The sequence below is a fragment of the Micromonospora sp. M71_S20 genome, from assembly GCF_003664255.1.
Classification (GTDB): domain Bacteria; phylum Actinomycetota; class Actinomycetes; order Mycobacteriales; family Micromonosporaceae; genus Micromonospora.
The window spans coordinates 2,114,988-2,136,478 of the sequence record NZ_RCCV01000001.1; the positions used below are offsets into that span (position 1 = coordinate 2,114,988).

21 protein-coding genes, 1 tRNA gene and 3 pseudogenes are annotated in these 21,491 nt (G+C 73.5%); 11 read left to right on the forward strand and 14 right to left on the reverse strand.

Features of this window, described 5'->3' with window-relative positions:
• Positions 1-44: 44 nt before the first annotated feature.
• On the reverse strand, positions 45-1,679 hold the full coding sequence (locus DER29_RS09535; protein ID WP_199729425.1) for a fatty acid--CoA ligase: 1,635 nt from the start codon (positions 1,677-1,679) through the stop codon (positions 45-47).
• 98 nt (positions 1,680-1,777) lie between these two features.
• Here DER29_RS09535 and DER29_RS09540 point away from each other — a divergent pair, with 98 nt between their 5' ends.
• Positions 1,778-2,269, forward strand: coding sequence for an NUDIX domain-containing protein (locus tag DER29_RS09540; RefSeq protein WP_121397023.1), 492 nt, complete (start codon positions 1,778-1,780; stop codon positions 2,267-2,269).
• Positions 2,270-2,307: 38 nt separating this feature from the next.
• Here DER29_RS09540 and DER29_RS09545 read toward each other — a convergent pair whose 3' ends face one another.
• Together DER29_RS09545 and DER29_RS09550 are read right to left on the reverse strand one after the other, a co-directional pair.
• Positions 2,308-3,975, reverse strand: a complete 1,668-nt coding sequence (locus DER29_RS09545) for an MDR family MFS transporter (protein WP_121397024.1) — start codon at positions 3,973-3,975, stop codon at positions 2,308-2,310.
• A 103-nt stretch (positions 3,976-4,078) separates the two neighbouring features.
• Positions 4,079-4,639, reverse strand: a complete 561-nt coding sequence (locus DER29_RS09550; protein ID WP_121397025.1) for a type 1 glutamine amidotransferase domain-containing protein — start codon at positions 4,637-4,639, stop codon at positions 4,079-4,081.
• A gap of 115 nt (positions 4,640-4,754) precedes the next feature.
• On the opposite strand from DER29_RS09550, the pseudogene DER29_RS36210 reads away from it, so the two are divergent.
• The 3 genes and pseudogenes from DER29_RS36210 to DER29_RS09560 all read left to right on the forward strand — a co-directional run.
• Positions 4,755-5,564 (forward strand): annotated as a pseudogene (locus DER29_RS36210) (PfkB family carbohydrate kinase); the annotation flags it as partial.
• A 111-nt stretch (positions 5,565-5,675) separates the two neighbouring features.
• Positions 5,676-6,665 (forward strand): annotated as a pseudogene (gene rfaE2, locus DER29_RS36215) (D-glycero-beta-D-manno-heptose 1-phosphate adenylyltransferase); the annotation flags it as partial.
• Positions 6,662-7,540 (forward strand): glycosyltransferase family 2 protein, encoded by an 879-nt coding sequence (locus DER29_RS09560; RefSeq protein ID WP_121397026.1) that lies wholly within the window; start codon positions 6,662-6,664, stop codon positions 7,538-7,540. The pseudogene rfaE2 and the gene DER29_RS09560, both read left to right, overlap by 4 nt.
• Before the next feature lie 104 nt (positions 7,541-7,644).
• Here DER29_RS09560 and DER29_RS09565 read toward each other — a convergent pair whose 3' ends face one another.
• From DER29_RS09565 to DER29_RS09575, 3 genes are all read right to left on the reverse strand, one after another.
• Positions 7,645-8,766, reverse strand: a complete 1,122-nt coding sequence (locus tag DER29_RS09565) for a glycosyltransferase family 9 protein (protein ID WP_121397027.1) — start codon at positions 8,764-8,766, stop codon at positions 7,645-7,647.
• A gap of 8 nt (positions 8,767-8,774) precedes the next feature.
• The gene (locus tag DER29_RS09570) at positions 8,775-9,323 is read right to left on the reverse strand and encodes an Hsp20/alpha crystallin family protein (protein ID WP_121397028.1); all 549 of its coding nucleotides are present in this window, start codon (positions 9,321-9,323) and stop codon (positions 8,775-8,777) included.
• 63 nt (positions 9,324-9,386) lie between these two features.
• Positions 9,387-9,893, reverse strand: coding sequence for a DUF2231 domain-containing protein (locus DER29_RS09575; protein ID WP_121397029.1), 507 nt, complete (start codon positions 9,891-9,893; stop codon positions 9,387-9,389).
• Between the two features lie 144 nt (positions 9,894-10,037).
• Here DER29_RS09575 and DER29_RS09580 point away from each other — a divergent pair, with 144 nt between their 5' ends.
• From DER29_RS09580 to DER29_RS35135, 4 genes and pseudogenes are all read left to right on the forward strand, one after another.
• The gene (locus DER29_RS09580) at positions 10,038-10,655 is read left to right on the forward strand and encodes a pyridoxamine 5'-phosphate oxidase family protein (RefSeq protein WP_121397030.1); all 618 of its coding nucleotides are present in this window, start codon (positions 10,038-10,040) and stop codon (positions 10,653-10,655) included.
• Positions 10,656-11,056: 401 nt separating this feature from the next.
• Entirely contained in the window at positions 11,057-11,755 is a 699-nt protein-coding gene (locus DER29_RS09585; protein ID WP_121397031.1) for a helix-turn-helix domain-containing protein, read from the forward strand.
• Complete coding sequence (locus DER29_RS09590) at positions 11,752-13,044, forward strand: MFS transporter (protein ID WP_370040055.1); 1,293 nt, start codon at positions 11,752-11,754, stop codon at positions 13,042-13,044. The genes DER29_RS09585 and DER29_RS09590 overlap by 4 nt, the downstream gene beginning before the upstream one ends.
• Positions 13,045-13,193: 149 nt before the next feature.
• Positions 13,194-13,643: pseudogene (locus DER29_RS35135) on the forward strand (SRPBCC family protein); the annotation flags it as partial.
• Between the two features lie 451 nt (positions 13,644-14,094).
• Here the strand turns inward: DER29_RS35135 and DER29_RS09600 are convergent.
• Together DER29_RS09600 and DER29_RS09605 are read right to left on the reverse strand one after the other, a co-directional pair.
• Positions 14,095-14,499: a VOC family protein gene (locus tag DER29_RS09600; RefSeq protein WP_121397033.1), complete on the reverse strand. Its 405-nt coding sequence runs from the start codon at positions 14,497-14,499 to the stop codon at positions 14,095-14,097.
• 233 nt (positions 14,500-14,732) lie between these two features.
• Positions 14,733-15,098 carry a hypothetical protein gene (locus DER29_RS09605; RefSeq protein WP_121397034.1) on the reverse strand — a complete coding sequence of 122 codons (366 nt, stop codon included), beginning with the start codon at positions 15,096-15,098 and terminating at the stop codon, positions 14,733-14,735.
• A 203-nt stretch (positions 15,099-15,301) separates the two neighbouring features.
• Here DER29_RS09605 and DER29_RS09610 point away from each other — a divergent pair, with 203 nt between their 5' ends.
• Positions 15,302-15,862, forward strand: coding sequence for an AAA family ATPase (locus DER29_RS09610; protein ID WP_121397035.1), 561 nt, complete (start codon positions 15,302-15,304; stop codon positions 15,860-15,862).
• A 145-nt stretch (positions 15,863-16,007) separates the two neighbouring features.
• On the opposite strand, the gene DER29_RS09615 is transcribed toward DER29_RS09610, so the two are convergent.
• Positions 16,008-16,544, reverse strand: coding sequence for a hypothetical protein (locus DER29_RS09615; protein ID WP_121397036.1), 537 nt, complete (start codon positions 16,542-16,544; stop codon positions 16,008-16,010).
• Positions 16,545-16,622: 78 nt separating this feature from the next.
• Here DER29_RS09615 and DER29_RS34115 point away from each other — a divergent pair, with 78 nt between their 5' ends.
• Positions 16,623-16,790 (forward strand): hypothetical protein, encoded by a 168-nt coding sequence (locus DER29_RS34115; RefSeq protein ID WP_158618997.1) that lies wholly within the window; start codon positions 16,623-16,625, stop codon positions 16,788-16,790.
• Positions 16,791-16,843: 53 nt separating this feature from the next.
• Here the strand turns inward: DER29_RS34115 and DER29_RS09620 are convergent.
• A tRNA-Thr gene (locus DER29_RS09620) sits at positions 16,844-16,917 on the reverse strand.
• Between the two features lie 148 nt (positions 16,918-17,065).
• Between DER29_RS09620 and DER29_RS09625 the strand changes: the two genes are divergently transcribed.
• Positions 17,066-18,799, forward strand: a complete 1,734-nt coding sequence (locus DER29_RS09625) for a metallophosphoesterase (protein WP_121399115.1) — start codon at positions 17,066-17,068, stop codon at positions 18,797-18,799.
• Between the two features lie 160 nt (positions 18,800-18,959).
• On the opposite strand, the gene DER29_RS09630 is transcribed toward DER29_RS09625, so the two are convergent.
• The 4 genes from DER29_RS09630 to DER29_RS09645 all read right to left on the reverse strand — a co-directional run bounded on the left by DER29_RS09630 (position 18,960) and on the right by DER29_RS09645 (position 21,490).
• Positions 18,960-19,463, reverse strand: coding sequence for an AAA family ATPase (locus tag DER29_RS09630; protein ID WP_121397037.1), 504 nt, complete (start codon positions 19,461-19,463; stop codon positions 18,960-18,962).
• 94 nt (positions 19,464-19,557) lie between these two features.
• The gene (locus DER29_RS09635; protein WP_121397038.1) at positions 19,558-20,418 is read right to left on the reverse strand and encodes a regulatory iron-sulfur-containing complex subunit RicT; all 861 of its coding nucleotides are present in this window, start codon (positions 20,416-20,418) and stop codon (positions 19,558-19,560) included.
• An 80-nt stretch (positions 20,419-20,498) separates the two neighbouring features.
• The gene (locus DER29_RS09640; protein ID WP_121397039.1) at positions 20,499-21,185 is read right to left on the reverse strand and encodes a hypothetical protein; all 687 of its coding nucleotides are present in this window, start codon (positions 21,183-21,185) and stop codon (positions 20,499-20,501) included.
• Positions 21,185-21,490 carry a hypothetical protein gene (locus DER29_RS09645; protein ID WP_121397040.1) on the reverse strand — a complete coding sequence of 102 codons (306 nt, stop codon included), beginning with the start codon at positions 21,488-21,490 and terminating at the stop codon, positions 21,185-21,187. Before DER29_RS09645 ends, DER29_RS09640 begins: the two co-directional genes overlap by 1 nt.
• Position 21,491 lies beyond the last annotated feature (1 nt).

The window sequence follows — 21,491 nt, forward strand, 5'->3', positions numbered from 1 at the left end:
AGGAGTGGTCCCTACCCCAACAGGCGACGGTGCGCCTGAGAACGTTACGGGAGAGTAAGCTCCCGGACACTCAATTCGCCCCCGGCGTACCGGGAACGCACCACCTTCTTGTCGAACTTGCCCACGCTGGTCTTCGGCACCGCGTCGATGACGGCCCAGCGCTCCGGCAACTGCCAGCGGGCCACCGACCCGGCGAGGAACTCCCGCAGCTCCTCGACCGACGCCGCCACCCCCTCTCGGAGCACCACCGTGGCCAGCGGCCGCTCACCCCAGCGCTCGTCGGGCACCCCCACCACGCAGGCCTCCAGCACCGCCGGGTGGGCCATCAGGGCGTTCTCCAGCTCGACCGAGGAGATCCACTCGCCGCCGGACTTGATGACGTCCTTGGCCCGGTCGGTGAGCGTGATGTAGCCGTCCGGCGAGAGGGTGCCGACGTCGCCGGTTCGCAGCCAGCCGTCGCGGAACTTCTCCTCGTCCGGCACGTCGTCGCCGACGTACCGCGCGGTCACCCACGGCCCACGGACCTCGAGCTCGCCGACGGACGCCCCGTCGGCGGGCAGCGGCTCGCCCAGCGGGCCGACGATCCGGGCCTCCACCCCGGCCGGCACCCGGCCCTGCGTGTAGCGGTAGCGCCAGGCCTCCTCGCCGGTCGCGCCGGCCGGCGGCCGGGAGACCGAGCCCAGCGGGGACATCTCGGTCATCCCCCAGGCGTGGATGACGTCGACGCCGTGCCGGTCGGCGAACGCGTGCATCAGCGCCGGCGGGCAGGCGGAGCCGCCGACGATCACCTCCCGTAGCGAGGAGCTGTCCACGTCGTGGGCGTCCAGGTGGGCGAGCAGGTCGTTCCAGATGGTCGGCACCGCCCCGGCCAGGGTGGGGCGCTCGGCGGCGATCATGTCGGCGATCGGCGCGGCCTGGAGGAACCGGTCCGGCATGATCAGCGACGCCCCGGAGAGGAAGGCCGCGTACGGCAGGCCCCAGGACATGGCGTGGAACATCGGCACGATGGCCAGCTCGCGGTCGGTCGGGCCGAGGCCGAACCCCTCCGGCATGCAGACCTGGAGCGAGTGCAGGTAGATCGAGCGGTGCGAGTAGGCGACGCCCTTCGGGTTGCCGGTGGTCCCCGAGGTGTAGCAGAGGGCGGCGGCGTCACGCTCGTCCACCTCGGGCCAGTCGAAGACGTCCGGGCGGTCGGCCAGCAGCGCGTCCCAGTGGTGCACGGCGATCCGGTCGCCGGCCGCCGCCGTGAGCGGAGCCGGGTCGCCGCCGCCGACCACCACCACGTGCCGCACCGTCGTCATCTCGCCGATGACCCGGGCCAGCAGCGGGATGAGCGTCGAGTCGACCAGCACCACCCGGTCCTCGGCGTGGTTGGCGATGTAGGCGACCTGGTCGGGGAAGAGCCGGATGTTGAGGGTGTGCAGCACCGCGCCCATGCTGGGCACCGCGAAGTACGCCACCAGGTGCTCGGCGTTGTTCCACATGAAGGTGGCGACCCGCTCGTCGCCGGTGACACCGCACTCGGCGCGCAGCGCGTGGGCCAGCCGGGCCGCCATCCGCCCGACCTCGGCGTACGTCATCCGGCGCGGCTCGCCGCCCGTCCAGGTGACCACCTCCGCCGTGCCGTGCACGGTGGTGCCGTGGTGCAGGATCCGGGAGACCTGGAGCGGGGCGTCCATCATCGTGCTACGCATGGGTAACAAAGTAGTGTCGGCGGTCACACGTTGGGAACCCTGGAAATCCGGTCGCCCCCGGACGGGCCCCGTAAATTGTCCGGGTGAGCATCTCCTGGGCCGATTCGTACGTGGGACAGCTGCGCGCGCTCGCCGGTGACCGGACGCTGATGTTCGTCGGCGCCCGCGCCGTGGTCCGCGACAACGCGGGGCGCCTCCTGCTGATCCAGCGCTCCGACAACGGGCAGTGGGCCCTGCCCGCCGGGGCGATGGAGCTGGGCGAGTCGATCGCCGACTGCGCCGTCCGGGAGGTACGCGAGGAGACCGGGCTGCGCGCGCTGCGGGTCAGCGCCTTCGCCCTCTACACGGGCCCGGACCGCACCCACACCAACATGTACGGCCACACGTACCAGATCTTCACGACCGCGTTCCGGGTCGACGAGTGGGACGGCGAGCTGACCCGGGTCACCGACGAGACGACCGACGCGGGCTTCTTCCACCGGGCGCAGCTGCCGGCCCCGCTCTCCGCGAGCGTCGCCGAAACCGTCGCCGACCTGGACGTCTTCGAGCAGACCAACCGGCTGATCCTCAAGTAGGCCGGGCGGCGTCTCACGGCCGGCCCCGCCGGCCCGGCTCAGAGCATCGTCTGGCTCTTCGCCTCCATCTCGGCGGCGGCCTCCTGCTTCGACTCCTTGGACAGGGGCTTGCCGCCGGGCGCCGGGCCCTCGCCGCCGAGGCCGTCCGTGCCGCCCGTGGCGCCGCCCGGGCCAGCGCCGCGCAGCTTCTCGTTCGGCAGCGCCAGGGTGACCAGCACCGCCACGATCGCGATCAGGCCGGTGGTCAGGAAGACCAGGTGCAGCGACTCGACGAACGCCGCCTGGACGGCCGCGCGCACCGGGGCGGGGAGCGCCAGGATGGTCGCCGGGTCGTTGACCGAGACGTCCGCCCCGCCGCTCGCCGCGACAGCGGCCTGCTGCTCCGGCGGCAGTACGGCGATCGCGCCCGGCAGCCGGTCGGCGAGTTCCGAGGTGAGCCGCGACGACAGCACCGCGCCGAGGATGGCGACGCCGAACGAGCCGCCCAGCGACCGGAAGAACGTCGCCGACGAGGTGCCGGCGCCCAGGTCACGCATCGACACGGAGTTCTGCACGGCCAGGATCAGCGACTGCATGCAGAGCCCCAGCCCGACCCCGATCACGACCATGAAACCGAAGGCCACCCAGAGCGAGGTGTCCACCTCCAGCCGGGTGAACAGCAGCATGCCGACCAGCAGCACCGCCGCGCCGGACACCGGGAACCACTTGTACCGCCCGATCCGGCTCATCGCCCGGCCGGTCAGCACCGAGGTGACGATGATGCCGGCCATCATCGGCAGCATCAACAGGCCGCTGCGGGTGGGCGAGGCGCCCCGCACGATCTGGAGGTAGAGCGGGATGAAGATGATCGAGCCGAACATCACCAGGCCGAGCACGAAGCCTGCCGAGTTGGCCAGCGCGAACGTGGCGCTGCGGAACAGCCGCAGCGGCAGGATCGGCTCGGCCACCCGGGCCTCCTGGAGCACGAAGAGCACGCCGAGCACCGCGCCCGCGACGAAGAGGCCGATGATCACCCCGGAGCCCCAGGCGTACTCGTTGCCGCCCCAGCTCAGCGCGAGCAGCAGGCTGCTCACCCCGGCGACCAGCAGCGCCGCGCCGAGCCAGTCGATCGAGTGGTCGCGCCGGGTGAACGGGATCAGCCGCAGCACCCGGGAGCACACGATGATCGCCAGGATCCCCAGCGGCACGTTGATGTAGAAGATCCACCGCCAGTCGGTCTCGGCGAAGTAGCCGCCGACCAGCGGGCCGGCGACCGAGGAGAGGCCGAAGACCGCCCCGAACAGGCCCTGGTAGCGGCCGCGCTCCCGGGGCGACACCACGTCCGAGATGATGGTGAACGCGAGCGTCATCAGGCCGCCGGCGCCGAGGCCCTGGACCCCCCGGGTGACGATGAGCTGGGTCATGTCCTGCGACAGGCCGGCCAGCAGCGAGCCGAGCAGGAACGTGCCGATGGAGAAGAGGAAGACGGGGCGTCGCCCGTACAGGTCGGCCATCTTGCCGTAGAGCGGCGTCGAGGCCGTGGAGGCGAGCAGGTACGCGGTCACCACCCACGAGTAGTGGTTGATCCCGCCCAGCTCGCCGACGATGGTCGGCAGCGCGGTGCCGACGATGGTCTGGTCGAGCGCGGCCAGCAGCATGCCGGTCATCAGGCCGAACATCAGCAGCCGGATCTGCCGCCCGCCGAGCGCCGGGGCTTCCGTGGTCATCCCGCCTCCTTTCCCCGCTCACCCGAAACATGCGTGCGGACCGGCGGGCACCTCGTCGGTCGTGAGGCCGGTGGCGGCCACCGACCTCACGACCAACGATCGGTCAGCGGGACGAGTGCGGGCCCTCGGCGAACTCTTCGACGATCTTGGCACAGAAGGCCGGCAGATCGTCCGGTTTACGGCTGCTGACCAGACCGCCGTCCGTGACGACCTGCTCGTCGACCCAGTCCGCGCCGGCGTTGACCAGGTCGGTGCGCAGGCTGGGCCAGGAGGTGAGCCGGCGGCCCCGCACCACGTCCGCCTCGATGAGCGTCCACGGCCCATGGCAGATCACCCCGACCGGCTTGCCGGCGTCGAAGAACGCCCTGACGAAGCGCACCGCGGCCGCGTCGGTCCGCAGGAAGTCCGGGTTCGCCACCCCGCCGGGCAGCACCAGCGCGTCGTAGCCGCCGGCGTCCGCGTCGGCCACGGTCACGTCCACGTCGTACGTCTTGGACTGGTCCAGGTGGTTGAAGGACTGGATGGTGCCGGGCTTGAGCGAGACCAGCTCCACCGTGGCGCCGGCCAGCTCCACCGCCTCGCGGGGCTGGACGTACTCGACCTCCTCGACGCCGTCGGCGGCCAGGAACGCGATCCGCTTGCCCTGAAGTGTCGTCGCTGCCATCTCGGTGTCTCTCCTCTCCGGGGGTACCGTCCGTCCCTTCCCGGGGCCCGGTGCCCGAAACCCCTCCCCGGCGGCGGCAGGTTTGGCCCGGATGCCCCGGGGGACCCGGGACGGCATGGCAGGAGGAGCAGCGGAACAGCGCCGGCTCGCCACGGTGGTGGAGGGCTGGCTGGGTCGTCCCGTCCTGGTGGTCGGCGACGCCATGCTCGACGAGTGGCGCTTCGCCGAGTCCGACCGGCTGTGCCGGGAGGCACCCGCCCCGGTCCTCACCCTGCGCCGGCGGATCTCCGCGGCCGGCGGGGCGGCGAACACCGCCGTCAACGTCGCCGCGCTCGGGGGTCGGGCGGTGCTGGTGGCGCCGGTCGGCGCGGACGTCGCCGGCGACGAACTGCACGACTGCTTGGACCGGGCCGGCGTCTGGGACCGTACGGTCAACCAGCCCGCACGCCCGACGCCGGTGAAGCGGCGCATGCTGGCCGGCAACCAGATCCTGCTCCGGGAGGACTCCGGCGACGCCGACGACGCGCTCGACGCCGACGGGGTGGGCCGGTTGCTCACCGCGCTGGACTGCGCCACCGAGGAGCTGCGCGCCGCGGGCGGCGAGGCGCCCACCCTGGTGGTCTGCGACTACGGGCTGGGCGCGCTGCCCGCACCGGTGCGCGCCTGGCTGGTGACGCACCGGGAGCGGTACGCGACGGTCGCGCTGGACGCCCACGACCTGGCCGACTGGCGTGGCCTGGCCCCGACCGTGGTGACCCCCAGCTTCGCCGAGGCGACCCGGCTGCTCGCCCGGGCCGCCGGTGCCCGCCCGGCAGCCGGTGCGGGACTGCACCTGGACCACCCGGACGGCGACCCGGCCGACGGCCCCTCCGAACTCACGGTGGGCGTCGCCCCGGGCGGCGGGCCGCACCAGGACGCCCACCGCTCCGCCGCGTCCGACCCGACCGACAACGCAGCGGACCCGGCCGGCGGCGCAGGCGACACGACGGGCCGCACCGGCGACACGGCGGGCCCGACCGACGGCGCAGCCGGCCTGACGGCGGGCCCGGCCGCGCTCGGGGCGACCGGCGAGCCGACGGCCGGCGAGGGCCGGGTGGCGATGACCGGGGACGGGCTCACCGTGACCGGTACCGGCGTCACCGTGAACGCCACGGCCGGCGCGGGCGTCGACCGGGCCGTGCTGGCCGAGTCCCGCCTCGCCGAGCTGCGCGCGCACACCGGCGCGGACGTGGTGGCGGTGACCCTGGACACCGACGGCGCGGTGGTCGGTGGGGCGGACGGCGAGCCCCGGCGCAGCCACAGCACCCCGGTGCCGGCCAGCCACGCGGTCGGGGCGGGCGACGCGTACCTGGCGGCGATGACGCTGGCGCTGGCCGCCGACGCGCCGCTGCCCACCGCCGCCCAGCTGGCCCAGCTCGCCGCGACCATCACCGTCTCGGACACCGGCACCTGCGTGTGCCGCCGGGAGGACCTGCTCGTCGCGCTGGACGCACCGGTCGACGGGGCGGGCCACCGGGCACTGGTCGGCACCGACGAGCTGGCCGCGCTCGTCGCGGAACACCGCCGGGCCGGCCGCGCGATCGTCTTCACCAACGGCTGCTTCGACGTGCTGCACCGCGGCCACGTGCGCTACCTGGAGCAGGCCCGCGCGCTCGGCGACCTGCTGGTGGTGGCGGTCAACTCCGACGGCAGCGTACGCCGGCTGAAGGGCCCGGACCGGCCGGTGAACCCGGTCGAGGACCGCATCGCCCTGCTCGCCGCGCTGGCGTGCGTCGACCACGTGGTGGTCTTCGAGGAGGACTCCCCGGCGGGGCTCATCGAGACGGTCTGCCCCGACGTGTACGTCAAGGGCGGCGACTACCCGCCGGAGATGGTGCCGGAGGCGCCGCTGGTACGCCGGCTCGGCGGGCAGGTACGCACCCTCGGGTACGTGCCCGACCGGTCCACCTCGGCGATCATCGACCGGATCCGGGCGCACGGCCAGGAACCCCAGGAGGACACCTCCCTGACGAGCAAGCCGTCGTGAGCCGCCCGCTCGACCTCGGCGCGGCCGGGGGGTTCCGCGCGGACCGGCTGCTCGACGTGCTGATCCCGACCCGCAACCGCCCCGCCGAGCTGGCGGTAACCCTCTCCGGGCTGGCCGCCCAGGAGGGCGTGCCCGGCTTCGGGGTGGTCGTCAGCGACCAGTCCGACGGCGACGCCACGTACCGGCACCCGGCGGCGGCCACCATGGTCCGGGTGCTGCGCCAGCGGGGGCACCCCGTGCTGCTGACCCGTCGGCTGCCCCGGCGCGGGCTGGCCGAGCACCGGGCGTACCTGCTGGCCGCGTCCGCCGCCCGGTACGTGCTCTGCCTCGACGACGACGTCTGGCTGGAGCCGGGGACGCTGCGCCGGCTGGTCACCGCCATCGAGGAACTGGGCTGCGGTTTCGTCGGCAACGCGGTGCACGGGCTGTCGTACGCCGACGACGTCCGGCCGGAGACGCACCGGCACTACGAGGAGTGGACCGGGCCGCCCACCCCGGAGCGGATCCGGCCGGGCACCCCGCAGTGGGACCGGGCGTCGATCCACTCGGCGGCGAACCTGCTGCACGTCACGCGCGAGCGGAACCTGCCGGCGGGTGCCTGGCGGGCGTACAAGGTGTCCTGGATCGGCGGTTGCGTGCTCTACGACCGGGCGAAGCTGGTCGACTCCGGCGGGTTCGACTTCTGGCGGCGGGTGCACGAGAAGCACCAGGGCGAGGACGTCGCCGCCCAGCTCGCCGTGCTGGCGCGCTTCGGCGGCGCCGGCGTCCTGCCCAGCGGCGCGTACCACCTGGAGTCGCCGACCACCGTGACCGACCGGGACGTGGAGGCGTGGGAGGTCGTGCTCGCCGAGGAGGAGACGGCCCAGCCGGCCTGAGTGCGGCGGCGTGGCGGCCCCGGAGCAGGCGGCGCGGCGTGCCGGAAGGCGCGGCGCGGCGGCTTGGAGCACGCGGCGCGGCGGCGCCGGGGGACGCGAGGCGTTCAGGGGGCGCCGGGCTCCGGGCGGAGCAGCTCGCGGGCCGCCTCCAGGACCTCGACCACCGGCACGTCGATGACGAAGGAGTCCCGGTGCGGGCACTCGCCGTCGCCGGGGCGGTGCGGGTAGATGCCCGGGGTGCAGTCCACCCCGCAGACCGGGCAGAGCACCGTCCACGAGCTGATCGGCCGGTGCCGGCCGCGCAGCAGGTTCGCCACCGTGATCAGGTTGCCGACCCAGTAGACGCCGACGGTCGCGGTGCCCACGGCGGCGGCCAGGTGCAGTGGCCCGGTGTCGTTGGAGACCACCAGCTCGCAGCCCGCGTAGCAGCCGGCCAGCCCGCCGAGGCTGAGCGTGCCCACCTGCGGCCGGACCGGCACCCCGGCCGCCGCGACCACCCGGTCCACCACCTCCTGCTCGGCGGGGGTGCCCGTCACCAGCACCTCGTACCCGTCGCCGACCAGCTCGCGGGCCACCTCGGCGAAGCGTTCGGCGGGCCACCGCCGGCGGGTGTCCGTGGCGCCGGGGTGCAACGCCACCCTCGGCCGCTCCGCCGGGCCGAGCACCTCGGCCGCCTCGGCCCGGTCGGCGTCGGTCACGGTCAGCGCCGGCACGATCGTGGTGGCGCCCGCGCCGACCAGGCCGACCACCTCCAGGTAGCGGATCACCTCGTGCTGGTAGTAGACGTACCGGATCCAGCGGTCCAGCGGCGGCGCGTCCTCGGCCCGCAGCCCCGCGGTGACCCGCGCGCCGAGGGCACCGACGAACGGGTTGGAGTTGGCGCCGCCGCCGTGCAGCTGCACCGCCAGGTCGAAGCGCTCCTCGCGGGCTGCGGCGAGGAAGTCGTCCGGCGCCGACTCCGGCTCGCCCGGATCGGGACCCCGGATCCCCGGCGCGGGCGGCACCACCAGCACGCGGTCCACCGGCCCGGGCCGGTCGCGCCAGAGCTTCGCGTGCCACGGCGCGCCGAGCAGCACGATCTCCGCTTCCGGGTACGCGGCCCGCAGCGCGTCCAGCGCCGGCAGGACGAAGATGAAGTCCCCGAGCGCGTTGGCGCGCAGCACGGCGATCCGCTCGACGCCGGGCACGCGCCCGGTGGCCGGGCCGAGCAGGTTCGGGGTGCCCACGCGGCTCGTTACGGCCGGTCGGTCTCGCCGACGGCGATGTCCGGGTGGTGCATCTCCCGGTCCGCGGCCGGGTCGACGACGCTCGGCGTACCACCGTCGGGGCCGGCGGATCGGGGGCCGGTGCGGCCGACGGTGATGGTGCGCGGGGCGGGCCGGGCGGCCCGCGGCAGCCGCACCCGGAGCAGGCCGTGGTCCATGACCGCGTCGATGCTGCCGGGGTCCACCCGGGACGGCAGGTCGACCCGGTACTCGAAGCCCCGGGTCTCGAAGCCGCCGGGGATGCCGTGGTCGGCGTTGACCTCGGCCTCGGAGCGGGCCCGGACGCAGAGTTCGCGGTCGTCCACTTCGACGGCCACCTCCTCCGGCGCCACCCCGGGCAGCCGCACGACGACCTCCCAGCCGTCGGCGGTCTCGGCCATCTCGACGTCCGGCGGCCCGGTCCGGCCGCCGACCAGCCGGCGTAGCTCCGAACGCAGGGACTGGAGTTCGCCCATCGGGTCCCAACCCTGCTGCCGGCCGCGCCAGCCCCGGCCGGCCCCGCCGCTCTGCTCGCTCATGCCGATCCTCCGCTGCGCTCGCTCATGCCCCGCCGAGTTCGATGATCCGCCCGCCGCGCTCGCTCATCGCGCCTCCCCGATCCGGTGGGTGGCCGCCGGGGGACGCAGTGAGCTGGGCGCGTCCAGCCCGGCCTCCCGGTCCACGCCGACGCCGAGCCGGTCGACCAGTTCCCCGCCCAGCCAGGCGCTGACGCCGAGGATGGCCAGCGCGACCACCTCGATGGCGATCAGCGCGCCCCCGGCGGCCCGGGAGTCGGCGTTGAGCCGGACCACCCAGATCGCGGCGAAGAGCAGGATCACCGCCACGTTGGCGGCGGCATGGGTCAACGCCACCCGCTTCGCGCGGGTGGCCGGCGGGATGGCCAGCAGGTCGAACGTCCCGGCCGCCGCGGCCAGCAGGCCGCCGATCAGACCGACGGTGATGTTCCAGTACGCGACCTCGCCGAGGAATTCCGGCCCGCCGACGGTGTCCACCAGGTCGAACAGGACCGCGGTGACCAGCAGGCCGACGGGGAACATGACAAGCATCGGGTGGACGGGATGACCCAGCACCTTGAGCCGGCTCTCCATCGGGCCTCCACTGCTCGGTCTCTCCGGGCGGGTCGGATGAGGCGGTACCCCCGCCCCGGAGGGACAAACCTCGCGCTGGTCGCGCTCTACGCTCACTGATGGCGGACACGCCGCCACCGGAGTCAACGCACGGGGGAGGATCACGTGACGGTGGAGATCACCTCGCACGAGGAACTGCGCGAGCTGCTGGGGGCGCCGATGCCGCGCGCGCTGACCAAGGAGCGGCCCGTCCTGCACGCCCGGGACCGGGAGTGGCTGGCCGCGTCGCCGTTCTGCCTGGTGGCGACGGCGGGCCCGGACGGCAGTTGTGACGTCTCGCCGAAGGGCGATCCGCCCGGTTTCGCGATGGTGCTGGACGAGCGGACCATCGCCATCCCGGAGCGGCCGGGCAACAGGCGCGCCGACGGCTACCGCAACATCCTGGACAACCCGCACGTCGGGTTGATCTTCCTGATCCCCGGCCGCACGGACACGCTGCGGATCAACGGCCGGGCCCGCCTGGTCCGCGACGCGCCGTGGTTCGACGACATGGTGGTGAAGGGGCACCGCCCGGTCCTCGCCGTGATGGTGGAGATCGAGCAGATCTTCTACCACTGCGCGAAGGCGTTCCTGCGCTCGCAGCTGTGGCAGCCGGAGAGCTGGCAGCCGGACGCGCTGCCGTCCCGGGCCCGGCTGATCAAGGAGGTCGAGAACCCGGCCGAGAGCCTGGCCGACCTGGAACGCCACTACGGTCCGCAATACGCCACCACCATCTACACCTGACGCCCCGCCCGCCCCGGGGCCTCGCCGCCGACGCCTGAGGCTGCCCCACCCGCTTTGGGGCCTCGCCGCCAGAGCCTGAGGCTGCCCCCGCCCGCCCGGGGCATCGCCACCGGCGCCTGAGGCCCCTGCCGCCGCCCCCGCTCCGGACCAATCCCCCTGGCTGCCCGCGCGGGTGCCCCGGGGCCACCCCGCTGCCCCCGCCAGGCGCCCTTTCCCGGCGATTTCCCTGGTGATCAGAACGCCATGGACGCTACCGGGCGCTCTTGACGTCCATGGCGTCCTGATCACCTTTGGCTGATGCCTCCGGAACGGCGTCGCGCGGGTGGGTGGCGCAGGCGTCGTCCTTCGTGGTGCACCCTGCGGCATTGCTAAAGACATCTTTATAAAGATAGCTTTAGCGTATGTCGCTGCCCGAGGTGAAGCTCTCCGACCCCAAGGCCCTGCGCGGCTACGCGCACCCGCTGCGGATGGCCCTCATCGGGCTGCTGCGCCAGCACGGCCCGCTGACCGCCACCCAGACCGCCGAGCGGCTCGGCGAGAGCGTGCCGAACTGCTCGTTCCACCTCCGGCAGCTCGCCAAGTACGGGCTCGCCGAGCGGGTGCCCGGCGCCGACGCCCGGGAGCGGCCCTGGCGGGCCACCGCGCACAACACCTCCTGGGACGACGCCTCCGACGACCCGCAGGTACGTGCCGCCACCGACGCCCTGAGCGCGACGCAGCTCGCCCTCTACACCCGCCGTGCCGAGGAGTTCCTCGCCCGGCGGGCCGACGAGCCGGTCGCCTGGCGGGCGGTCACCGGGTTCACCGACCGGCCGCTGTACGTGACCGCCGACGAGATGGGCCGGCTGACCGAGCGCATCGAGGCTCTGCTCGCCGAGTACGACGACCGGGTCACCGACCCGACGAAGCGACCGGCCGACAGCCGGAAGGTCACCCTCGTGCAGCTGGCCGTCCTCACCGACCCACCACCGACGGAACCCCCCGCCGAACCGCCTGCCGAGACGGCGTCCCCGCACTCCGGGACCGCCGGCCTCACCGCCGCCGGGACGGGCGCCCCGCGCGCCGGGTCCGCCGGCGAGGAGCCGGGCGACCAGCCGTGAGCGGCGGGGCCACCGTCGCCCCGGGCGCCGCCCCGCCCGGCGGCCCGACCCGACGCGGTCCGCTGCCGCGGCTGCTGCGCGAGCGCGTGTTCCGCCGGTACTGGTCCGCGCAGTCGGTGTCGTACTTCGGCGACGAGATCTCCACCCTGGCCCTGCCGCTGCTGGCCGTGCTGGTGTTCGACGCGACGGCCGCCGAGATGGGCTACCTGACCGCCGCCGCGCTCGCCCCGAACCTGCTCTTTCCGCTTCTCGCCGGCGCCTGGGTGGACCGGTACCCGCACAAGCGCCGGGTCATGATCCTCACCGACCTCGGCCGCGCGCTGCTGCTCGTCGCGGTGCCGGTCGCCCACCTGCTCGGCGTGCTCACGATGGCTCAGCTCTACGCGGCGGCCTTCGCCGTCGGCACGCTCGCCGTGTTCTTCGAGGTCGCCCGGGGGCCGCTCTTCGTGTCCATCGTGGCCCGACCCGACTACGTGGAGGCGAACACCCTGGTCAACGGCAGCCGGGCGATGTCCCTGGTGGCCGGGCCGAGCATCGGTGGCGTCCTCGTGCAGGTGCTCACCGCCCCGATCGCCCTGGTCGCCGACGCGCTGTCGTACGTGGTGTCCGCGTACTTCCTCGGGCGGATCCGGCCGACGGAGCCGGCGCCCGCGCGCGGCGGTGGCCTCGCCCTCGGCGCGGGGCTGGCGTTCATCGTGCGGACGCCGATGATGCGCGCGATCCTGCTCGGCACCACCACCGTGAACCTGTTCAACTTCATGTTCATCGCGCTCTTCGTGCTCTACGCGACGCAGGAACTGCACCTCGCGCCCGGCCTGCTGGGCGCGGTGCTGGGCGCGGGCGCGGTCGGCGGGCTGATCGGCGCGACCGTCACCGGTCGGCTGGTACGCCGCTTCGGCGTCGGCCCGGCGCTGGTCGCCTCGTTCGTCCTCTTCCCCGCTCCCCTGCTGCTCGTCCCGCTGGCCGGCGGGCCGACCCCGCTGGTGCTCGGGATGCTCTTCGGCGCGGAGTTCCTCTCCGCCGTCGGGGTGATGATGCTCGACATCGTGGGCGGCTCGGTGCAGACCGCGCTCACCCCGCAGGCGCTGCTGGCGCGGGTGACCGGGGCGCGGCGCACCGTCAACTACGGCATCCGGCCGATCGGCGCGCTGCTCGGCGGCGCGCTCGGCACCGCCCTCGGCGTACGGCCGGCGCTGTGGATCGCGACGGCGGGCGCACTCGCCGGGGTGCTGTGGGTGGCCTTCTCGCCGGTCCGCCACCTGCGTGGGCTTCCCGAGCAGGCCGACTGACCGGCCCCGGTCCCGGTGCCTGGTCGCCGTCCGATGTGGCGTCCCGGCAGGTCCGGCGGTTGAGGGCCCTCGCCGGGGGTAGGAGTCCTATTGACGAGGACGGCTCTCCCACCGACGAGAGCGGTTCGACCTGACGAGGAGGATTGCCCATGACCACGAAGGTCGAGAAGTCCATCGAAGTACAGGTTCCGGTCAGCACCGCGTACAACCAGTGGACGCAGTTCGAGGAGTTCCCCCGCTTCATGGGGGGCGTGCGTGAGGTGCGCCAGCTCGACGACAGGCGAATGCACTGGGTCGCCGAGATCGGTGGCGTCCAGCGCGAGTGGGACGCCAAGGTGCTGGAGCAGGTGCCCGACCAGAAGGTGGCCTGGGCGGCCACCGAGGGCGTGACCAACGCCGGCGCGGTCTACTTCCAGCCCGTCGACGCGGACCGCACGATGGTCCGGCTGCACCTGGAGTACGAGCCCGAGGGCCTGCTCGAGAAGGCCGGCGACAAGCTCAACATCATCGAGCGGCAGGCCGAATCCGACCTGCGGAAGTTCAAGACGTACATCGAGGAACGGGGCGTGGAGACCGGCGCCTGGCGCGGCACGGTCGACAGCGGCGTCGGTGTCGGCACGCCGGGCGTCGAGCACGCCGCCGCCACCCGCGGCGACAGCGGCAGCGCCGGCGTGTCCGGCAAGGCCGTGGCGGCGGGCGCCGCGGTGGCCGGGGCGGCGGCGGCCGGAGCCGCCGTGGCCGCGAAGCGGCGCTCCGACACCGACGAGGACGGCCGGCCGACCACCGCCACGACCGACACGGAGTACGTGGTGACCGAGGTCGAGGTCGTCCCGGAGCCCGGCACCGCCGGCTACCCGCACCGCACCCTCTGATTCAGCTCTCGTACGCCTGCCCCTGTCAGCGGACGGCCCGGGTCCTCGCGACCCGGGCCGTCCGCTCGTCCGCGACCTGGCGCACGCCCTGCCATCCGACCTGGCGCACGCCCTACCCCTTGAACCCGGCGCATGCCCTGCCTCCCCGGGCCCGGCGTGAGGTCGGGCCGGGTGGCCGTCAGTGCGCGTCCGCGGACGCCGTCCAGAGGTGACCGTCCGGGTCGGCGAAGGTGCCCGTGTAGGCCCACGGCTGCTGACCCGGCTCGACGACGACCTCCGCGCCGGCGGCCCGGGCCCGCCCGACGATCTCGTCGACCTCGGCCGGCGTCGCGGCGGGAAGGTTGACGACGCACTCGCTCTGCCCGCGCCCGGCCACCTCGCGGCCACCGATGGCCCAGCCGAAGCCACCGGTGGGCACCAGCATGACGCGCAGACCGTCGTTGACGGCGTACTGCAAGGGCTCGGGGACGCCGTCGTCGGCCAGCTCGCCGACGGCCTCCAGGCCGAGCCCCTCCGAGTAGAAGCGGTACGAGGTCCGGCGATCGGCGATCGGCAGGGCGACGACGACGGGTGCGTACTGCATGGGGCTACCTCCGGAGGGTTGACGACTGCGTACGGTCAGTATTCATTCCGTCGGCCGCAACTCGCGGTTCCCACCCGACGGTGGGCGCGTGAGTCGGGCGCTCCAGCCGGCCGGATTGTGCCGGACTCCCCCGACAGGAAACCGTGGACCGTCGGTGTACCCGCAGCTCCCGGCCCCGGTCGCAGCCGCCACCGGGCGGATCGCGTCACCGCCCGGTCGGCCCCTGTGCGGGGTCAGCGGCGGTCGTCGCGGGCGTGCCGGCCACCCGCCGGAACCTCAGCCTGCTCCGTGTGCCGGGCGGCCCGCTCGGAGATCAACTGCCCGAACAGCCCGCTGGGCCGGCCGCAGTCGCCGCACAGGAAGTTGTCGTCCAGCCGCCCGCCGCCGCAGTGGTCGCAGCGGCCCCGGTCGCGCGGGTCGTGGTACGCCCGCAACGCCTCCACCAAGGCGCGGGCGACGGGGGCGCTCAGCGCCAGCCGCGACTCGGCGCCACGCAGGCCGATCACCACTTCGCCCTGCGGCGGAGCGCCCGGATCGAGCGCGTCGACGCGGGCCACGAAGTCGCGGAGGGCAGCCAGGACGTCATCGGGTGCGGGCATGGCTCGACCGTACGACACCCGGCCGGCCGACGTGCGCTCCCCCGGGAGCCGGCCGGCCCGTCCCCGCGCTCACCCGCCCGGCGGGGAACATCCGAGTTGGAGCGGCCGATCTCACGCAGGTGCAGCGCCCCCGACCGCGATCGTCCCGCCTCAGGATCCCCTCCAGGACGCCGTCCGGTCGCTCACGCGCGTTAATGTGCCCCGTGATCGTATGGCTCAACGGCACCCACGGAGCGGGCAAGACGACGACCAGCGTCCTCGTGCAGCAACTGATCCCGGGTTCACGGGTCTTCGATGCCGAGAAGGTCGGCGAGACACTCATGGACATCACGCCGGGGCTGCCTGAAACTGACAACTTCCAGCACTGGCCGCCGTGGCGGCAGCTCGTCGTCGAGACGGCTCGTCGGGTGCTCGACTACACCGGCGGCACTCTGGTGATGCCCATGACTGTCCTGGTCGAGCAGTACTGGCGTGAAATCAGTACGGGCCTCGCCCGACATGACATCCCGGTAAGGCACTTCGTCCTCCACGCCGACGAAGACACCCTCCGCGGGCGTATCGAGGGGGAACACCCCGTTCCGTCCCCGTTCCGTCTCAAGTACCTTGAGCCCTACGCCGAGGCGGCCCGCACGTGGCTGCATGCCGAGGCCGAGGTCGTCGACACCACGCACCTCACTCCCGCCCAGGCTGCCCTGCAGATCGTCCTCCGCGCTACCGGGGGAAGCTCAGGCCCTGTCCTGCCGAGACCTGAAGACGGTTGCTGACGGCTGTTACCGCGGCGGTCGCGGCGCGGGATGCGGACCAGCACCAGGCCCCCTGATTTGTTTCACCTCCCCGCCGGACCGGGGCGCTGGCGGCGATGCAGGTGGCGGTGGGAACTAGTTTCAAGCGGCCCGCGAACGCAGATCGTCAGTTTGGAAGTCGGTTGCTGCCCGCCCTGGTCCGATGCCGCCACAGGGCCACGGCGACCAATCCGGCGGCGAGGACGGTCAGCATCGCACCGGTCGCGAGCCGCCAACGGCCCGGCCACTGCTCAGGCGTAGGTGCTGCTGTGGCAGGCGTCGGGGCCGCTGCGGGAGCGGACGGCGTATCCGGCAACTGGCGTATCCCGATACACAGCCCCGTGGCGCCGTCGATGGAATTCACCCGGTACCGGGTGCCAGCGCGGAAGTCGTAGCCGCAGCTGGCCTCGCCGCGGCTCACGGCCAGCCTGAGCGTGGCATCTGCCCCGGGATTACCCTTCTCGACCGACTCGACCGCGAGTTGGACGGCCCTGTCCGTCACCCCCGTGACAGTGCCGACGACGATAAGGTCCGCCCGCTCGTCCTCCTGATCGGGCCGCAAGGCGCACGAGCAGGCCCAAGCTGGCTTCACCGGTGAGGCGAGCACGGCGAGGCCGAGGCTGAGGGTGGCCAGGGCAACCAGAATCGTGGCGCGCAGCTTCATACGATCACCGACGTGCGTGAAGCCGTAAGCGTTCCATGCTGGCGTCTACGTTGACGGGATCTCCTCGTCGGTCTGGCCGTGGCGGCGGGCGCCAACGTCAAGGCGGTGCAGCGGATGCTCGGGCACGCCTCGGCGTCGATGACGCTGGACGTGCACGCCGGGCTGTTCGGTGACGACCTGGACGCGGTCGCCAACCGGCTGGACGAGGCGGTCGCGGTGCGGACCATCTGCGGACCGGCACCGTGATCGACCTCCGGGAAACGGCGAAGCCCAGGTCGTTGACCTGGGCTTCTTCACCGAGCCGCCTGACGGAATCGAACCGTCGACCTACGCATTACGAGTGCGTCGCTCTAGCCGACTGAGCTAAGGCGGCAACGATCGTCAAGTGTACGGCACGACCCGCCCGGCGGCCGAACCGGATCCCCATCCGGACATCGGGCCCCGAACCGTCGTCCGCCGGACAGCGTCCTCCGCCGGCCGGGACTACGCTGCGGCGGGTGAACGACGATCGCGTCCCCGACGTGGATCCGCAGGACGGCGCGGCGGAGAGTGCGCACACGAGCGAGGCGGCCGGCGGGCGGGCGGCGCGCCGGCCACGCGGCATCGACCCCCGGGAGCTGGGCTTCACCCCGCGCAAGCCCGTGCCGTGGCTCGCGCCGTTCCTGCTGATCAGCACCGGCATCCGTACGCTGCTGGCGATGCTCTTCGGGGCGTACCTGGACAAGCGGGAGCTACAGAACTCCCTCGACGCGGGCATCGCCCGGCAGGTCGGGCCGGACGGCGGTCTCTGGCTGGACTACGTGGCCGACCTGGGCGACGGCTTCAACGCCACCTACTCGGTCGCCTACCTGCTCGCCCAGCCGGAGCTGGAGGTCGACGGGCACCGGCTGCCCCGCGCGCAGACCCTGGTGATGGGCGGCGACCAGGTCTACCCGTCGGCGGCCTTCGAGGCGTACGAGGACCGGTGCAAGGGGCCGTACCAGGCCGCGCTGCCGGTCACCCCGCCCGAGCGGCCCACGCTGTTCGCGGTGCCCGGCAACCACGACTGGTACGACGGCCTGACCGCCTTCCTGCGGCTCTTCGTCCGGTCCCGGGACCGGCACTTCGGCGGCTGGGAGACCGGGCAGTCCCGCTCGTACTTCGCGGTGGAGCTGCCCGCCGGCTGGTGGCTGCTCGGCCTCGACGACCAGTCCGGCTCGTACCTGGACGATCCGCAGCTCACCTACTTCGACCGGGTCGCCGAGCGGCTGGGCCCGGAGAGCCGGGTGATCCTGGCCGTGCCCGCGCCGACGTGGGTCAAGGCCGTCGACCACCCCACGGCGTACGACTCGATCGACTACTTCGTCCGCACCATCGTCGCGCCCACCGGGGCGCAGGTGCGGCTGCTGATCTCCGGCGACCTGCACCACTACGCCCGGTACGCCGGCCCGGACCGGCAGCTCATCACCTGCGGGGGCGGCGGCGCGTACCTCTACCCGACGCACAGGCTCCCGGAGCGGATCGAGGTGCCGCCGCGCGACACCCTCGCCCGGCGGGCCAGCGTCTCCCACCCGTACGAGCTGGCCGGCCGCTACCCGGAGAAGGCCCGCTCCCGGCGGTACGCCTGGGGTATCTTCCCCCGCCTGCCGCTGCGCAACCCGGGCTTCACCACCCTGCTGGGCACCCTGCACACGCTGCTGATGCTGGCGATGGCCGGCGTCGTGACCAACCCGAGCGGGACGGACCAGCGGCTGTTCAGCGTGCCGCTGATGGCGATGCTGATCGTCACGATGCTCGCGGCGGCGTTCTTCGCCAAGCCGCCCAGTTCCGGCGGCAAACGGCACGCCCGGCACTGGATCCTCGGCGTGGGCCACGGGCTGGCCCAGATCGCGCTTGGCGCCGCCGGCACCTGGGCCTGGCTGGCCCTGCCGTTCTACGACTGGCCGTGGCCGCTGCCGGCCGTCGCGGCGGCGGTGCTCTACGGCCCGGTGAGCGGGCTGGTGGCGAGCCAGTTGGTGGCCGCGTACCTGCTGGTGGCCGGGGCGTTCGGGGTGAACCTCAACGAGCTCTTCGCGGGCCAGGGCATCGAGGACGCGAAGGCGTTCCTGCGGCTGCGCATCGACCCCGACGGCACCCTGACGATCTACCCGATCGCCGTCGACCGGGTGGCCCGCGACTGGCAGATCAACCCCGACCAGTCCCCCGGCTCCTCCTGGCTGGCTCCGAAGCAGCCGCTGCGCCCCCGCCTGGCCGAACCCCCCACCACCCTCCCCTGACCCCCCTCTCCCACCCCACCCAACCCTGCCCCCAGGGGGCAGGGCGCGTCGATCATGAGGTTGGCGGCACCGTTCGCGATCAACTCGCCGCCAACCTCATGATCGACGCGGAGAGGCCCGGGAGAGGGAGAGGGAGGGGAGGGGGCGCGGGAGGGTGGGGTTACGGGGGCGGGGACAGCGTTACCTGGCGGAGGATTTCGTCGACGACGTTCGTCAGAGGTGCGGTGGCGTCGATTGCGGTGCCGGTTTTCGGGGTGTCTGCCTTCGTCCGGTGCAATCGACTGATGAGTTCGCGTTCGGCCGGTCTTCCGCCCCACTCGTCTTCGGGTCGCCCGTCAAGCCGCCGGTTCAAGGTGTCCCAGTCGAGTTCGAGGACGAAGACGCCGTCGAACAAGTCGATAAACTTGTGAAAGTTCCGTGAGCCACCGCAGAAGAAGGTCACCGGCTCGTCGTGGTTGGCGACCAGGGCCCTCACGTCGTCCACGCGCCAGATGTGGTGCTCGTGCCCGAGACCGTCCAACGGTTCACCGGTCTCCGGATCGCCCTGATAAGCCAGTTCCCGGTCAGCGTTGATGGCGTGGTAGCCGCGCCGCTGCAGTTCCTTGCAGACCGAGGTCTTGCCCGTGCCGGAGACGCCTTCGATCAGATAGTTCCTCAGGCCCATCGCCGGATGGTAACGAGCAGGGTGAGACGAGTGCTGTCCCTCATGGTTGCTCGGTCATCTGAGGGATCGCCGCCATGAGCGGGAGGCACGCCGGTCATCGCGCTGCCCCCTCCGGGCCGGACAGGTCACGGCTCTCGTAGGCGCGGCGGGAGCCGCAGACGTCGGCGCGGGAGCACATGGAGCGCGAGCCGTCGGCATCCAGGCGGACGGTCACCGCGTCTCTCGGGACGCTGTGGCCGACCACGCGGCCCTCCCCCTCCGGCGTGGTGACGCGGGCGCCGATGGCCGGAGCTGACTCGGCAAACTTCGCGTACAACGGATGTTCGTACTTCAGGCAGCACATCAGCCGGCCGCACGCGCCGGAGATGCGCAGCGGGTTGAGCGGCAGGTCCTGGTCCTTCGCCATCCGGATGGTGACCGGCTCGAAGTCGGTGAGGAAGGTGGCGCAGCAGAGGTCCCGGCCGCAGGAGCCGATGCCGCCCTGCACCCGTGCCGAGTCCCGGGCGGAGAGCTGGCGCAGTTCCACCCGGCAGTGCAGGGTGGCACCGAGGTCCCGGACCAGCGCGCGGAAGTCGACCCGGTGCGGGGCCGTGAAGTAGATGGTGCTCCGCTCGCCGCCGCCCTCGGCGGCTCCCAGCACGTGGTCGATCGCCACCACCTTCATCGGCAGGGCGTGCTCCCGGATCAGCCGCTTCGCCGCGACCTTCGCCTCGGCCTTGCGGCGGCGCACCGTCTCGTCGCGGCGCAGGTCCTCCTCGCCGGCCAGGCCGGCCAGCCGGGGGAAGCCCTCGGTCTCCTCGGTGACCCACTGCGCCGCCCAGACGCACTCGGCCACCTCGGGCCCGTCGTCGGTGGGCACCAGCACCTTGTCGCCGACCTGGGGACGCAGCTCGCCCGGGTCCAGGTAGTAGAGGCGCCCGTACCGCTGGAAGCTGACCGCGCAGAGCATGCCCATGTCTCACACCCTACGACGCGCGGGCCGGGACGACCGGGCCGGCAGTCGCCGACCGACTACTGCACGTCCACACCGGCGCGTCACCAGCCGACCCGGGTGGGGGTGTCGTAGCGGGGGCGGTCGACCACCGGCGCCCGCCAGCGGGACTCGGCGAGGCTCGGCGCCCACTGGCGCAGCAGGGTCTCGGCCCCGTCGTACGCGACGCAAAGCACCGCCAGCACCCGCGCGGCGATCTCGGCGGCCGCGGTCCCGCCCGGACCCGCCGTTGACCGGTGCCCCGGTGCGCCGGCCGGCATCGACGTCGCGGCGACCACGGTCACCGCCTCGGCGCAGCGGAGGACGTCGGCGAGCGCCCGGGCCAGTGCGAGCCGGCTGCCCTCCACCCAGTCGGCGAGCGCGTCGGCGTAGCCGGCCGTCGACTCGAGCCGCCCGACCAGGCTCTCCGGCCCCTCGTCGAGGTGGCGCAGCAGGGCCCCCCGGGCCTGCCCGTACGACGACGCGGCCGGGCCGGACCAGAGCACCGGGTCGGTCAGCGCGGCGCAGGCGTCGTCGTAGCCCCGCATCAGGCGGCGCGCGGTGTGGCCGGCGGCGGCCAGCGGTGCCGGATGCAGGTCGAGGAAGTTGCGGACGGCCTCGCCGGGGAGCACCTGCATCCGGCGCAGCAGCGGCCACACGCGGTGCCCCTCGGGCGCCCCCGCGGCGAGCAGCGTGTCGACCCGGCGGAGCAGGTCGAGCCCGGGCTCGGCGAGCCGGTCCAGCGCGTCCATCACGCCTCCCCGGTCAGCCGGTGGCGGGCGTCGCGGTCGACGTCGGCGTAGTGGTCGGCGGCGGCCCGCACCGCCGCCGCGGCGGCGGCCAGCCGCTGGGCGGCGACGTGCGCCTCCCGGGCCCGGTCGCCGGTGGCGGCGGTCCACTGCCGGTGCAGGGCCCGCCCGATCTCGCCGGGCCGGCCGGGGGCGTCGACGCCGAAGGCGGCCTGCGCCGGATCGCCGGCGGTGACCGTGCGGGACACGGCGGTCATGGTCTCGCTCGCCTCGTCGAGCCGGGCGGCGAGGGCGCGCAGGCTCTCCATC